Consider the following 13,188-nt stretch of genomic DNA (forward strand, 5'->3'; position numbering starts at 1 on the left):
CTTGCATGCCCGGTCAGTCACGGTCACAGGATTAGATATGCGTAACAGCCATAACATTACTATTACAGAGTCAGAGACTTTCGCCGCCGACGACGAAACCACCTGGTCACTACCGGGTGCCGTTGTCGGTTTTGCCGCGTGGTTGCTGGCGCTGGGGTTCCCGTGCCTGATGTATGGCCCTAATACGCTGTTTTTCTTCCTTTATACCTGGCCTTTTTTCCTCGCGTTGCTGCCCGTCGCCATTGTGGCGGGTATTGCCCTGCATTCGCTTATGCAGGGACGGCTGCTGCTAAGCGTTACGTTTACCCTGCTGGTGGTTGGGTCGATGTTTGGCGCCTTGTTCCTGTGGCTGCTGGGCTAGGCCACTTCCCTTTTGTCATGGCGAGTGGTGCTGCATACCGGCAGCTCTAATTCAAACCGTAACCAACAATGAGATTATGTTCTCCTTACACGGGGTATACGTAACAACGGGCAAATGTGGTACATTTGCCCGCGTTGTCGCGGCATTCCCGCCCGCAGACGTAAAATCGTCGACGGAAGTTATGGGATGTTAATGCCGTTTTTCAGGGGGCAGGATGGGTAAACTAACGCTGCTGTTGCTGGCTTTATTGGTCTGGCTACAGTATTCGCTGTGGTTCGGTAAGAACGGCATACATGACTATAGTCGCGTCAACGATGATGTTGCTGCGCAGCAAGCTACAAACGCGAAACTTAAAGCGCGTAACGATCAGCTCTTTGCTGAAATTGACGATCTCAATGGCGGCCAGGAAGCTATCGAGGAACGCGCACGCAACGAACTCAGCATGACTAAGCCGGGCGAAACGTTTTATCGCCTGGTCCCTGACGCGTCTAAACGCGCACAGACCGCAGGGCAAAACAATCGATAAACCAGCCAAGGATTTAACATGGCAGCCACTTTATTGGACGTTTGCGCCGTGGTGCCGGCTGCCGGATTTGGCCGCCGAATGCAGACGGAGTGTCCTAAGCAGTACCTCTCAATTGGCAATAAAACCATTCTTGAACACTCGGTTGATGCGCTACTGGCGCATCCCCGGGTGACGCGTGTCGTTATCGCTATCAGTCCCGGCGACAGCCGCTTTGCCCAACTTCCACTTGCAGCGCATCCGCAAATTACCGTGGTGGATGGCGGCGATGAGCGTGCCGATTCTGTCCTTGCTGGTTTGCAAGCCGCTGGAGACGCTCAGTGGGTACTGGTGCATGATGCCGCGCGGCCATGTCTGCATCAGGATGATTTAGCCCGCTTACTGGCAATAAGTGAAACCAGCCGTATCGGCGGTATCCTGGCGGCTCCCGTACGCGACACCATGAAACGTGCGGAGCCGGGTAAGACCGAGATTGCTCATACGGTCGAACGCACCGATTTATGGCATGCGTTGACACCGCAGTATTTCCCACGCGAGCTGTTACACGATTGCCTGACCCGAGCGCTAAACGAAGGCGCAACCATTACGGATGAGGCCTCGGCGCTGGAATATTGCGGCTTTCATCCGCTGCTGGTTGAAGGACGCGCTGACAACATTAAAGTCACCCGTCCGGAAGATCTGGCACTGGCGGAATTTTATCTGACCCGAACAACCCCTACACAGCATCATTCATGATGTACCGAGGCGGCCAATACAAAGGCGGCTTGAAGGATGATGTGTCTATCAGGAGAATGCATAATGCGAATTGGACACGGTTTTGACGTACACGCCTTTGGCGGTGTTGGCCCAATTATCATTGGTGGTGTGCGCATCCCGTATGAAAAAGGATTGCTGGCGCATTCTGATGGCGATGTGGCATTACATGCGCTAACCGATGCCCTGCTGGGTGCGGCGGCGTTGGGCGATATTGGTAAACTCTTCCCGGATACCGATGCTGCGTTCAAAGGTGCCGATAGCCGCGAGTTATTGCGTGAGGCCTGGCGGCGTATTCAGGCTAAAGGCTATACGCTTGGTAATGTGGATGTCACTATTATTGCTCAGGCGCCGAAGATGCTGCCGCACATTCCACAAATGCGGGTGTTTATTGCCGAAGATCTCGGCTGCCATATGGATGATGTTAACGTGAAAGCGACCACCACGGAAAAACTCGGTTTCACCGGGCGTGGGGAAGGGATTGCCTGTGAAGCGGTGGCGTTACTCATTAAGGCAACGAAATGACTGCGTTTGAAGATTTGACGTATCTCCATGGCAAACCACTCGGCCATGGCGTTCTGAAAGCGAATCCGGAAGACTTTGTCGTCGTCGAAGATTTAGGCTTCGAACCGGATGGCGAAGGCGAGCACGTTCTGGTGCGTATTCTGAAAAACGGTTGTAACACCCGTTTTGTGGCTGACGCGCTAGCCAAATTCCTTAAAATCCACGCCCGCGAAGTCAGCTTTGCCGGACAGAAAGATAAGCATGCTGTCACCGAGCAGTGGCTGTGCGCGCGCGTGCCGGGTAATGCAATGCCCGATTTAAGCAAATTTGAGCTTGAAGGCTGTAAAGTGCTGGAGTACGCCCGCCACAAGCGTAAGCTGCGTTTAGGCGCACTGAAAGGCAACGCGTTTACGCTGGTGTTGCGTGAAGTGAGCGAGCGTGATGATGTTGAAGCGCGTTTACAGGCGATTAGCGAGCGCGGCGTCCCGAACTATTTCGGCGCTCAGCGTTTTGGTATCGGCGGCAGCAACCTGCAAGGGGCGCTGCGCTGGGCGCAAAGCGATGCGCCGGTGCGCGATCGCAATAAACGCAGTTTTTGGTTGTCGGCGGCCCGTAGCGCGTTGTTTAATCAGATAGTCAATGAACGCTTGAAAAAAACAGACTTTAATCAAGTTGTTGACGGCGATGCGCTACAATTGTCGGGACGCGGAAGCTGGTTTGTCGCCACACGGGACGAACAGACCGAATTACAGCGTCGTGTTGATGAAAAAGAATTGATGGTAACAGCGGCACTACCGGGCTGCGGTGAGTGGGGAACTCAGCGCGATGCTCTGGCGTTTGAAGAGGCGGCTATTGCTGACGAAACCGCGCTACAGTCTCTGTTATTGCGCGAGAAAGTTGAGGCATCGCGCCGCGCTATGTTGCTGTATCCACAACAATTAAGCTGGAACTGGTGGGATGACGTAACCGTCGAGTTGCGCTTCTGGCTACCGGCAGGTAGCTTCGCCACCAGTGTTGTAAGGGAACTTATTAACACAATGGGTGATTATGCGTATATTGCTGAGTAACGATGATGGGGTCCACGCGCCCGGTATACAAACGCTGGCGAAAGCGCTGCGTGAGTTTGCTGACGTACAGGTGGTTGCCCCGGATCGTAACCGCAGTGGCGCGTCTAACTCGCTGACGCTGGAATCCTCACTTCGCACGTTTACCTATGATAACGGCGATATCGCCGTGCAAATGGGTACGCCTACCGATTGCGTCTATCTGGGCGTAAACGCATTAATGCGTCCGCGTCCGGACATTGTCGTTTCTGGTATTAACGCGGGTCCTAATCTGGGTGATGATGTTATTTATTCCGGTACCGTTGCGGCGGCGATGGAAGGTCGTCATCTGGGGTTCCCTGCGCTGGCGGTCTCGCTCGATGGGCATAAACACTACGATACTGCTGCCGCAGTAACCTGTCGTATCTTACGGGCGCTGAGCCGTGAACCGCTGCGCACCGGTCGCATTTTGAATATCAACGTGCCGGATTTACCGCTGGATCAGATCAAAGGTATGCGAGTCACCCGCTGTGGCAGCCGTCATCCGGCGGATCAGGTGATCCCACAGCAGGACCCGCGTGGTAATACGCTGTATTGGATCGGGCCGCCGGGCGAAAAGTGCGATGCCGGTCCGGATACGGACTTTGCTGCCGTTGATGAAGGCTATGTTTCTATCACGCCACTGCATGTCGATTTAACCGCATACGGTGCGCATGAGGTTGTTTCTGACTGGTTAGACAGCGTGGGAGTCGACACGCAATGGTAAGCAGACGCGTACACACTCTCCTTGAACAATTACGTGCGCAGGGCATCAGAGATGAGCATGTCCTGGATGCACTCGCCGCTGTGCCGCGTGAAAAGTTCGTTGATGAGGCGTTTGAACATAAGGCCTGGGATAATATCGCCCTGCCGATTGGCCAGGGGCAGACCATCTCACAGCCCTATATGGTGGCTCGCATGACCGAGCTGCTGGAGCTAACGCCGCAATCGCGGGTACTGGAAATTGGTACCGGCTCTGGCTACCAGACGGCGATCCTGGCGCATCTGGTGCATCACGTGTGCTCTGTTGAGCGCATTAAAGGTTTGCAATGGCAGGCGCGTCGTCGCCTGAAGCAGCTTGATTTACATAATGTTTCGACCCGTCATGGTGATGGATGGCAAGGTTGGCAGGCTCGAGCGCCGTTTGACGCTATCATTGTGACGGCTGCACCGCCTGAGATCCCAACGGCATTGATGATGCAGTTGGATGAAGGCGGCATTCTCGTCTTGCCCGTGGGCGATGAGCACCAGTTTTTGAAACGGGTTCGTCGTCGGGGAGGCGAATTTATTATCGACACCGTGGAAGCCGTACGCTTTGTTCCCTTAGTCAAAGGGGAGCTAGCGTAGCTAACGCTGCTGAATACCTGGAGTTTTCCTGGATATTCTGGAATTAGTAAGCGTATCGTGGTCACGTTTTCCAGTGTCCAGTCCGATGCTTTGCACGGTGATTACGTCACTGGGTATTAACCAAATTTTCCTGGGGGATAAATGAGCGCGGGAAGCCACAAATTTACCGTTCGCCGTATTGCGGCATTGTCACTGGTTTCATTATGGCTGGCAGGTTGTTCAAACACCTCGAATCCACCAGCGCCGGTCAGCTCTGTTGGCGGCAACTCATCGTCGAACACCAGCTCCGGTATGCTGATCACGCCCCCACCAAAAATGGGATCAACGGCGACAGTACAACAAACGCCACAGATCCAACCGGTGCAACGCCCGGCGACTCAGCCAACACAGCTTCAGCCGGTTGCAGAGCAGCCTGTCCAGATGGAAAACGGGCGGATTGTGTACAATCGTCAATATGGGAATATTCCGAAAGGTAGCTATACGGGTGGCAGTACCTATACTGTTAAGAAAGGCGATACGCTTTTCTATATTGCCTGGATTACCGGGAACGATTTCCGTGACCTCGCACAACGCAATAACGTTCCGGCCCCGTATGGCCTGAATGTCGGACAAACTCTGCAAGTGGGCAACGCGTCGGGTGCACCGATTACCGGTGGTAATGCCATCACCCAGGCGGATGCAGCACAGCAAGGAGTTGTGACCAACCCTGCACAAAATTCCACCGTTGCTGTTGCTTCGAAACCAACAATTACGTATTCTGAGGATTCAGGTGAACAAAGTGCTAACAAAATGTTGCCGAACAACAAGCCTGCTGGGACCGTCGTCACAGCGCCTGTAACGGCTCCGGCAGTTAGTGCAACCGAATCGACTGCAAGCTCAACTTCTACCAGTTCGCCGATTTCTACCTGGCGCTGGCCGACTGACGGCAAAGTGATCGAAAACTTCGCAGCTACCGAAGGTGGCAATAAAGGGATCGACATTGCAGGCAGCAAAGGACAGGCTATTGTCGCGACCGCAGATGGACGCGTCGTGTATGCCGGTAACGCGCTGCGTGGTTACGGTAATCTTATTATCATCAAACACAACGATGATTACCTGAGTGCCTACGCCCATAACGATACAATGCTGGTCCGGGAACAACAAGAAATCAAGGCGGGGCAGAAGATAGCTACCATGGGTAGCACCGGCACCAGTTCTACACGCTTGCATTTTGAAATTCGTTACAAGGGGAAATCCGTAAACCCGCTGCGCTATTTACCGCAGCGATAATTCGGCGGAACCAGGCTTTCACGTGCTAGTTCCGTTAGGGATCACGGGTAGGAGCCACCTTATGAGTCAGAATACGCTGAAAGTTCATGATTTAAATGAAGATGCGGAATTTGATGAGAACGGAGTAGAGGCTTTTGATGAGAAAGCCTTGAGTGAAGAGGAACCCAGTGATAACGACCTGGCTGAAGAAGAGCTGTTATCGCAGGGGGCCACACAGCGTGTGTTGGACGCGACTCAGCTTTACCTTGGTGAGATTGGTTATTCGCCACTGTTAACAGCCGAAGAAGAAGTTTATTTTGCGCGTCGCGCACTGCGTGGAGATGTCGCTTCTCGCCGCCGCATGATTGAAAGTAACCTGCGTCTGGTGGTGAAAATTGCTCGTCGTTATGGCAATCGTGGTCTGGCGTTGCTGGACCTGATTGAAGAGGGCAATCTGGGGCTTATCCGTGCCGTCGAGAAGTTTGACCCTGAGCGCGGGTTCCGCTTCTCAACATACGCGACCTGGTGGATCCGCCAGACGATCGAACGGGCGATTATGAATCAAACCCGTACGATCCGACTGCCGATTCACATTGTAAAAGAGCTGAACGTCTATCTGCGTACCGCGCGTGAGTTGTCGCATAAACTGGACCACGAACCGAGCGCAGAAGAGATTGCGGAACAACTGGATAAACCGGTTGATGACGTCAGCCGTATGCTCCGACTCAACGAGCGCATTACCTCGGTAGACACCCCGCTGGGTGGCGATTCCGAAAAAGCGTTGCTGGATATTCTGGCCGACGAAAAGGAAAACGGTCCGGAAGACACCACGCAAGACGATGATATGAAACAGAGCATCGTCAAATGGCTGTTCGAACTGAACGCCAAACAGCGTGAGGTGCTGGCACGTCGTTTTGGTCTGCTGGGGTACGAAGCTGCGACACTGGAAGACGTGGGCCGTGAAATTGGCCTGACCCGTGAACGTGTTCGCCAGATTCAGGTTGAAGGTCTGCGTCGTCTGCGTGAAATCCTGCAGACGCAGGGGCTGAATATCGAAGCGCTGTTCCGCGAGTAAGCACAAGTTCTATCAAGAAAGGCCAGTTCTATTGGGACTGGCCTTTTTCTTTAGTGGATATGCAGACCGGGTAAGGCGGAGCCGTCATCCGGGACATTACCCCATCATCTTACGCACCAGATACGTAAACTGTTCGCGTTCTTGCGCGCTAAGCCGCCCGAGAAACTCATTATCTATACTGTCTCCCAGCTGTGTCACGTGGGTAAGCAATGCATCACCCTCAGGCGTCAGATAGACAAATCGCCTGCGCTTATCTGCCGGATCGTGCTCGCGTTTTACCAGCCCCCGACTTTCCATCCGGCTCAGCATTTCCGCAAGCGTAGCTTTCGTACTCACCGCGGCCTCTGTTAAGTCAACTTGCTCGATACCAGGACGTTCAGCAATGGCCCGCATCACTGCGTACTGAGGTTTAGTCAGTTCCGGTAATGCCTGCTGCCAGCGAGCCGTATGCTTTTGAAAAAGCTGGCGTAGTAAATGAAACGCGGTATTACGTAACTCCATGGGAACTCCGGGCAAACGATCGGCCTCTATCATAGCGGGTAACGCGTGATTTTTTAACAAGCGCGACTTTAGCTATCTGTGCCAGGTGTCCTTGCCCGGAGTCGGTTGTGGGAGTATGTTAAGCAAAATGTTCGCACACGAACAATATTGAGAGGTTGAATGAGACTCATCGTAGGAATGACCGGGGCAACGGGAGCGCCGCTTGGCGTGGCGCTGCTACAGGCGCTGCGGCAAATGTCGGAAGTGGAAACGCATCTGGTGTTATCGAAGTGGGCGAAAACGACCATTGAGCTGGAAACGCCGTATAGCGTTCACGATGTGTCTGCGCTGGCGGACTACTGCCACCATCCGGCGGATCAGGCGGCGAGTATCTCCTCCGGATCGTTTCGGACCGACGGCATGGTTGTTATCCCCTGTAGCATGAAAACGCTGGCCGGTATTCGGGCTGGGTATGCGGAAGGGCTGGTGGGGCGGGCTGCTGATGTGGTGCTAAAAGAAGGACGCAAGCTGGTGCTGGTTCCGCGTGAAATGCCGCTGAGCACCATTCATCTGGAAAATATGCTCGCACTTTCCAGTATGGGCGTGGCGATGGTCCCGCCGATGCCTGCGTATTACAACCACCCGCAAACGGTCGATGACATCACTCAGCATATCGTTGCGCGTGTGCTCGATCAGTTTGGTCTGGAGCATCCAAACGCCCGTCGCTGGCAGGGATTACGGCAGGCGCAGAATTTTTCACAGGAGAATGAGTAATGGCATTTGATGATTTGCGCAGCTTTTTGCAAGCGCTGGACGACCAGGGACAATTGCTGAAAATCAGTGAAGAAGTGAACGCTGAACCGGATTTAGCGGCTGCTGCCAATGCCACCGGGCGTATTGGTGACGGCGCGCCTGCGCTGTGGTTTGACAACATTCGTGGATTTACCGATGCCCGTGTGGCAATGAACACTATCGGCTCCTGGCAGAACCACGCTATCTCGTTGGGTTTACCACCGAATACGCCGGTGAAAAAGCAGATCGATGAATTTATTCGCCGCTGGGATAAATTTCCGGTTGCGCCAGAACGTCGTGCCAATCCGGCGTGGACGGAAAACAGCGTCGACGGCGACGATATTAACCTGTTTGATATTCTGCCGTTGTTTCGTCTGAACGATGGCGACGGTGGTTTCTACCTTGATAAAGCCTGCGTGGTTTCACGCGATCCGCTGGATGTCGACAATTTCGGTAAGCAGAACGTCGGTATTTACCGTATGGAAGTAAAAGGCAAGCGTAAGCTGGGCCTGCAGCCGGTGCCAATGCACGATATCGCGCTGCACCTGCATAAAGCGGAAGAACGCGGCGAGGATCTGCCAATTGCGATCACCCTTGGCAACGATCCGATCATCACGCTGATGGGGGCGACGCCGCTGAAGTACGATCAGTCTGAATATGAAATGGCAGGGGCGCTGCGTGAAAGCCCGTACCCGATCGCCACCGCGCCGTTGACCGGTTTTGACGTACCGTGGGGCTCTGAAGTGATCCTTGAAGGGGTCATCGAAAGCCGTAAACGTGAAATAGAAGGGCCATTTGGTGAATTTACCGGTCACTACTCTGGCGGACGCAACATGACCGTGGTGCGCATTGATAAAGTGTCTTACCGTACGAAGCCGATCTTTGAATCGCTCTATCTCGGCATGCCGTGGACGGAGATCGATTACCTGATGGGCCCGGCGACTTGTGTGCCGTTATACCAGCAACTGAAAGCAGAATTCCCTGAAGTGCAGGCGGTTAACGCCATGTATACCCACGGTTTGCTGGCGATTATCTCCACTAAAAAACGCTACGGCGGCTTTGCCCGTGCGGTGGGGCTGCGGGCGATGACGACGCCGCATGGTCTGGGCTATGTGAAGATGGTGATTATGGTTGATGAGGATGTTGATCCGTTCAACTTACCGCAGGTGATGTGGGCGCTGTCGTCGAAGGTTAACCCGGCGGGCGATCTGGTGCAGTTGCCGAATATGTCGGTACTGGAACTGGACCCTGGCTCCAGCCCGGCAGGTATCACGGACAAGCTGATTATTGATGCCACTACCCCGGTTGCCCCGGATAACCGTGGCCATTACAGCCAGCCGGTATGTGATTTACCTGAGACTCACGCCTGGGCTGAAAAGCTGACCGCCATGCTGGCCAACCGTAAATAAGGAGATGCAGATGATTTGTCCACGTTGTGCTGATGAACAGATAGAATTGATGGCGGTCTCGCCGGTGAAAGGTGTCTGGACGGTATATCAGTGTCAGCATTGTCTGTACACCTGGCGTGATACCGAACCGCTACGGCGTACCAGCCGCGAGCACTACCCGCAGGCGTTTCGCATGACGCAGAAGGATATTGATGACGCACCGATGGTGCCGAGTATTCCGCCGCTGCTGGCAGAAGATAAGCGCTAATCAACATTGCCGGGTGCGGCTTCGCCTTACCCGGCCTACACATAGCGGTATTTTGTAGGCCCGACAAGCAAAGCGTCATCGGGCAGAACATACCAATATTAAGCCTCGGAATATCCGGGGCTTGTTATTTTGCGAGCAGGCTCATAGCAAATGGCTTAATTTGTTCGAGGAGATGACGCCTGGAATAGAATAGCTACGGGTGCTTGAGGCTTTCTGAGCTTTGAGCATTTGCAAGGTCCCGGAAAGACAAAAGCCCCAGGAGATAGTTCTATCAACCTGAGGCTAGCGTACAAACCTGAACAATTTGGATGTTAGTCTCTTCTTTGCAGGGAGGCAAGACATGCTGACAAAATATGCCCTGGTGGCGATTGTAGTGCTGTGTTTCACGGTGCTGGGATTTACGTTAATGGTACGAGATTCGCTGTGCGAGTTAAGTATCAAAGAGCGTAATATGGAGTTTAAAGCTGTTCTCGCTTACGAACCGAAGAAGTAGCAACAACGCGGGGGAAACCCCGCGTCTTGATGGTCTGGTTTCGGCCTCTCGCACCCATTTCAGAAGTACTCGCTTGTTGCCGTAGGCCCGATAAGCTAAGCGCCATCGGGCATTACAACGTTACACCAGACTCTTCAACCGGTAGATCCACTCCAGCGCCTGGCGCGGCGTCAGCGAATCCGGGTCGAGATTTTCCAGAGCTTCAACGGCAGGTGATGTCTCTTCCGGGGCACTGAGCAGTGACATCTGCGTACCATCAACTTGCGTTGCCGCGGCGTTTGGCGTGATGCTTTCCAGCTCGCGCAGTTTTTGCCGTGCGCGTTTGATAACCTCTTTCGGCACGCCAGCCAGTGCCGCGACCGCCAGACCATAGCTCTTACTCGCCGCGCCATCCTGTACGCTGTGCATAAAGGCGATGGTATCGCCATGCTCTAACGCATCCAGATGTACGTTCGCTACGCCTTCCATTTTTTCCGGTAACTGAGTCAGCTCGAAGTAGTGGGTAGCAAACAGCGTGAGTGCTTTGATTTTATTCGCCAGATTTTCAGCACAAGCCCAGGCCAGAGATAAACCGTCATAGGTAGAGGTCCCGCGTCCAATCTCATCCATTAGCACCAGGCTGTTCTCAGTGGCGTTATGCAGAATATTGGCCGTTTCGGTCATTTCTACCATGAAGGTTGAACGACCGGATGCGAGGTCATCCGCCGCGCCCACACGGGTAAAGATACGGTCGATTGGACCTATTTCTACCTTTTGTGCCGGCACATAGCTGCCGATGTAGGCCAGCAGCGCAATCAGCGCGGTCTGGCGCATATAGGTGCTTTTACCACCCATATTTGGCCCGGTAATAATCAGCATCCGCCGCTGCGGGGAAAGGCTAAGTGGGTTGGCGATAAACGGCTCACTCAGCACCTGCTCCACCACCGGGTGGCGACCCTCTGCAATACGGATACCGGGCTTATCGCTGAATGTCGGGCAGGTATAGTTCAGGGTATAAGCGCGTTCGGCCAGGTTGACCAGCACGTCCAGCTCTGCCAGTGCGCTGGCGCTCTGCTGTAAATCCGCCAGATGCGGCAACAGCATGTCGAACAGCTCGTCATACAGCTGTTTTTCCAGTGCCAGCGCTTTACCTTTTGAGGTCAGAACTTTGTCTTCGTACTCTTTCAGCTCAGGAATGATGTAGCGCTCGGCATTTTTCAGCGTCTGACGGCGCACATAGTTAATCGGCGCCAGGTGGCTCTGTCCACGGCTGATCTGAATGTAGTAACCGTGGACGGCGTTAAATCCAACTTTCAATGTGTCCAGGCCGGTGCGCTCGCGTTCGCGGATCTCCAGTCTGTCCAGATAATCAGTTGCGCCATCAGCCAGCGCTCGCCATTCGTCCAGCTCTTCGTTATAGCCCGGTGCGATAACGCCACCATCGCGTACCAGCACTGGCGGGGCATCAACCACGGCACGCTCCAGCAGTTCACGCAGTTCTGTGAACTCGCCCATTTTTTCGCGCAGCATCTGCACGGGAGCGCTGTTTACGTTTTCCAGTTGAGCGCGCAGTTCCGGTAATTGCTGGAAGGCGTGACGCATACGCGCCAGATCGCGTGGACGCGCGGTACGTAGTGCCAGACGCGCCAGAATACGTTCCAGATCGCCCACCTGACGCAGCACGGGTTGTAATTCGCTGGTGGCATCCTGTAGCGCGCCGATGGTCTGCTGGCGCTCGATCAGTATCTGCGTATCGCGCACCGGCATATGCAGCCAGCGTTTGAGCATACGGCTACCCATTGGCGTCACGGTACAATCAAGCACTGATGCCAGCGTGTTTTCTGCGCCACCGGCCAGGTTCTGGGTAATTTCCAGATTGCGGCGCGTGGCGGCATCCATAATGATGCTGTCCTGCTGGCGTTCCATGGTGATGGAGCGAATATGTGGCAGTGAGGTGCGCTGGGTATCTTTTACATATTGCAGCAGGCAGCCGGCAGCGCATAACCCACGCGGCGCGTTTTCCACACCAAAGCCGATCAGATCCCGAGTGCCAAACTGCAGGTTTAACTGCTGGCGGGCGGTATCAATTTCAAACTCCCACAGCGGACGACGACGCAGGCCGCGACGGCCCTCGATCAGCGATGTTTCTGCGAAATCTTCGGCATACAGCAACTCGGCAGGGTTGGTGCGCTGCAGTTCCGCAGCCATTGTCTCGCGGTCTGCGGGTTCACTGACGCGAAAACGCCCGGAGCTGATGTCCAGTGTGGCGTAGCCAAAACCTTTACTGTCCTGCCAGACGGCGGCCAGCAGGTTGTCCTGACGTTCCTGTAACAGCGCTTCATCACTGATGGTACCCGGCGTGACGATGCGTACCACTTTGCGTTCAACCGGCCCTTTGCTGGTCGCCGGATCGCCAATCTGCTCACAAATAGCGACAGATTCCCCCTGATTGACCAGCTTAGCGAGGTAGTTTTCCACCGCATGGTGGGGAATGCCCGCCATCGGGATGGGCTCGCCTGCCGATGCGCCACGTTTGGTTAGCGAGATATCGAGTAGCTGCGACGCACGTTTCGCGTCGTCATAAAACAGTTCGTAAAAGTCGCCCATGCGGTAAAACAGCAGGATCTCCGGGTGCTGAGCCTTCAGCTTGAGATACTGCTGCATCATGGGGGTATGGTTGGTGAAGTCCGTATCAAGTGACTCTTTCATATCGCCTTTGCTCTTTTTTTAATCTTTTTGGGTACCGGGGAAGTCTCATGTGAGCCCCTGGAAACTCACATAAACCCACAAATTTGTCATTCGAAAGCCGCCTAAAAGACAGTAACGGTGAGCGTTGGCTCAGACTGAATGCTGTATCTTATCACTGACAACCACTGAGATTCATCCGTCGGTTGT

General features: G+C 54.2%; 15 protein-coding genes. 13 read left to right on the top strand and 2 right to left on the bottom strand.

The features are described 5' to 3' along the window. The first annotated feature begins 37 nt into the window (after positions 1 to 37). The 9 genes from RYZ59_RS06605 to rpoS all read left to right on the top strand — a co-directional run bounded on the left by RYZ59_RS06605 (position 38) and on the right by rpoS (position 6,893). Positions 38 to 361, top strand: coding sequence for a DUF3561 family protein (locus RYZ59_RS06605; RefSeq protein ID WP_318045736.1), 324 nt, complete (start codon positions 38 to 40; stop codon positions 359 to 361). Positions 362 to 575: 214 nt separating this feature from the next. Further along, complete coding sequence (gene ftsB / locus RYZ59_RS06610; RefSeq protein WP_003034163.1) at positions 576 to 887, top strand: cell division protein FtsB; 312 nt, start codon at positions 576 to 578, stop codon at positions 885 to 887. An 18-nt stretch (positions 888 to 905) separates the two neighbouring features. Further along, the gene (ispD, locus tag RYZ59_RS06615) at positions 906 to 1,619 is read left to right on the top strand and encodes a 2-C-methyl-D-erythritol 4-phosphate cytidylyltransferase (protein WP_271442475.1); all 714 of its coding nucleotides are present in this window, start codon (positions 906 to 908) and stop codon (positions 1,617 to 1,619) included. A 63-nt stretch (positions 1,620 to 1,682) separates the two neighbouring features. Next, entirely contained in the window at positions 1,683 to 2,162 is a 480-nt protein-coding gene (gene ispF, locus RYZ59_RS06620; RefSeq protein WP_005130881.1) for a 2-C-methyl-D-erythritol 2,4-cyclodiphosphate synthase, read from the top strand. Continuing rightward, on the top strand, positions 2,159 to 3,208 hold the full coding sequence (gene truD / locus RYZ59_RS06625) for a tRNA pseudouridine(13) synthase TruD (RefSeq protein WP_318045737.1): 1,050 nt from the start codon (positions 2,159 to 2,161) through the stop codon (positions 3,206 to 3,208). Before ispF ends, truD begins: the two co-directional genes overlap by 4 nt. After that, positions 3,189 to 3,950 (top strand): 5'/3'-nucleotidase SurE, encoded by a 762-nt coding sequence (gene surE / locus RYZ59_RS06630; RefSeq protein ID WP_137382755.1) that lies wholly within the window; start codon positions 3,189 to 3,191, stop codon positions 3,948 to 3,950. Before truD ends, surE begins: the two co-directional genes overlap by 20 nt. Beyond that, the gene (locus RYZ59_RS06635; RefSeq protein WP_061068474.1) at positions 3,944 to 4,570 is read left to right on the top strand and encodes a protein-L-isoaspartate(D-aspartate) O-methyltransferase; all 627 of its coding nucleotides are present in this window, start codon (positions 3,944 to 3,946) and stop codon (positions 4,568 to 4,570) included. The genes surE and RYZ59_RS06635 overlap by 7 nt, the downstream gene beginning before the upstream one ends. Before the next feature lie 186 nt (positions 4,571 to 4,756). Continuing rightward, positions 4,757 to 5,839: a murein hydrolase activator NlpD gene (gene nlpD / locus RYZ59_RS06640; protein WP_318045738.1), complete on the top strand. Its 1,083-nt coding sequence runs from the start codon at positions 4,757 to 4,759 to the stop codon at positions 5,837 to 5,839. A gap of 61 nt (positions 5,840 to 5,900) precedes the next feature. After that, the gene (gene rpoS, locus RYZ59_RS06645; protein ID WP_000081498.1) at positions 5,901 to 6,893 is read left to right on the top strand and encodes an RNA polymerase sigma factor RpoS; all 993 of its coding nucleotides are present in this window, start codon (positions 5,901 to 5,903) and stop codon (positions 6,891 to 6,893) included. A gap of 96 nt (positions 6,894 to 6,989) precedes the next feature. Here the strand turns inward: rpoS and RYZ59_RS06650 are convergent, their stop codons facing one another. Then, a complete protein-coding gene (locus RYZ59_RS06650) occupies positions 6,990 to 7,394 on the bottom strand; it encodes a MarR family winged helix-turn-helix transcriptional regulator (RefSeq protein WP_121584982.1) in 405 nt (134 codons plus the stop codon). Positions 7,395 to 7,553: 159 nt separating this feature from the next. On the opposite strand from RYZ59_RS06650, the gene RYZ59_RS06655 reads away from it, so the two are divergent. The 4 genes from RYZ59_RS06655 (at position 7,554) to RYZ59_RS06670 (ending at position 10,314) form a co-directional block, all read left to right on the top strand. Then, complete coding sequence (locus RYZ59_RS06655) at positions 7,554 to 8,147, top strand: non-oxidative hydroxyarylic acid decarboxylases subunit B (RefSeq protein ID WP_318045739.1); 594 nt, start codon at positions 7,554 to 7,556, stop codon at positions 8,145 to 8,147. Beyond that, positions 8,147 to 9,574: a non-oxidative hydroxyarylic acid decarboxylases subunit C gene (locus RYZ59_RS06660; protein WP_318045740.1), complete on the top strand. Its 1,428-nt coding sequence runs from the start codon at positions 8,147 to 8,149 to the stop codon at positions 9,572 to 9,574. The genes RYZ59_RS06655 and RYZ59_RS06660 overlap by 1 nt, the downstream gene beginning before the upstream one ends. A 10-nt stretch (positions 9,575 to 9,584) precedes the next feature. After that, positions 9,585 to 9,821 (top strand): non-oxidative hydroxyarylic acid decarboxylases subunit D, encoded by a 237-nt coding sequence (locus tag RYZ59_RS06665; protein ID WP_137382758.1) that lies wholly within the window; start codon positions 9,585 to 9,587, stop codon positions 9,819 to 9,821. 340 nt (positions 9,822 to 10,161) lie between these two features. Continuing rightward, entirely contained in the window at positions 10,162 to 10,314 is a 153-nt protein-coding gene (locus RYZ59_RS06670; RefSeq protein WP_043017378.1) for a Hok/Gef family protein, read from the top strand. A gap of 120 nt (positions 10,315 to 10,434) precedes the next feature. Here RYZ59_RS06670 and mutS read toward each other — a convergent pair whose 3' ends face one another. After that, complete coding sequence (gene mutS / locus RYZ59_RS06675) at positions 10,435 to 13,002, bottom strand: DNA mismatch repair protein MutS (protein ID WP_318045741.1); 2,568 nt, start codon at positions 13,000 to 13,002, stop codon at positions 10,435 to 10,437. Positions 13,003 to 13,188: the final 186 nt, after the last annotated feature.

This window comes from Citrobacter sp. HN-141 (assembly GCF_033341895.1).
GTDB lineage: Bacteria > Pseudomonadota > Gammaproteobacteria > Enterobacterales > Enterobacteriaceae > Citrobacter.

Coding starts and splice junctions, on each gene's coding strand:
- ispF (WP_005130881.1), top strand. CDS start 1,683: ATGCGAATTGGACACGGTTTTGACGTACACGCCTTTGGCGGTGTTGGC.
- ispD (WP_271442475.1), top strand. CDS start 906: ATGGCAGCCACTTTATTGGACGTTTGCGCCGTGGTGCCGGCTGCCGGA.
- RYZ59_RS06655 (WP_318045739.1), top strand. CDS start 7,554: ATGAGACTCATCGTAGGAATGACCGGGGCAACGGGAGCGCCGCTTGGC.
- mutS (WP_318045741.1), bottom strand. CDS start 13,002: ATGAAAGAGTCACTTGATACGGACTTCACCAACCATACCCCCATGATG.
- RYZ59_RS06635 (WP_061068474.1), top strand. CDS start 3,944: ATGGTAAGCAGACGCGTACACACTCTCCTTGAACAATTACGTGCGCAG.
- rpoS (WP_000081498.1), top strand. CDS start 5,901: ATGAGTCAGAATACGCTGAAAGTTCATGATTTAAATGAAGATGCGGAA.
- RYZ59_RS06660 (WP_318045740.1), top strand. CDS start 8,147: ATGGCATTTGATGATTTGCGCAGCTTTTTGCAAGCGCTGGACGACCAG.
- RYZ59_RS06605 (WP_318045736.1), top strand. CDS start 38: ATGCGTAACAGCCATAACATTACTATTACAGAGTCAGAGACTTTCGCC.
- truD (WP_318045737.1), top strand. CDS start 2,159: ATGACTGCGTTTGAAGATTTGACGTATCTCCATGGCAAACCACTCGGC.
- ftsB (WP_003034163.1), top strand. CDS start 576: ATGGGTAAACTAACGCTGCTGTTGCTGGCTTTATTGGTCTGGCTACAG.
- RYZ59_RS06665 (WP_137382758.1), top strand. CDS start 9,585: ATGATTTGTCCACGTTGTGCTGATGAACAGATAGAATTGATGGCGGTC.
- RYZ59_RS06650 (WP_121584982.1), bottom strand. CDS start 7,394: ATGGAGTTACGTAATACCGCGTTTCATTTACTACGCCAGCTTTTTCAA.
- RYZ59_RS06670 (WP_043017378.1), top strand. CDS start 10,162: ATGCTGACAAAATATGCCCTGGTGGCGATTGTAGTGCTGTGTTTCACG.
- surE (WP_137382755.1), top strand. CDS start 3,189: ATGCGTATATTGCTGAGTAACGATGATGGGGTCCACGCGCCCGGTATA.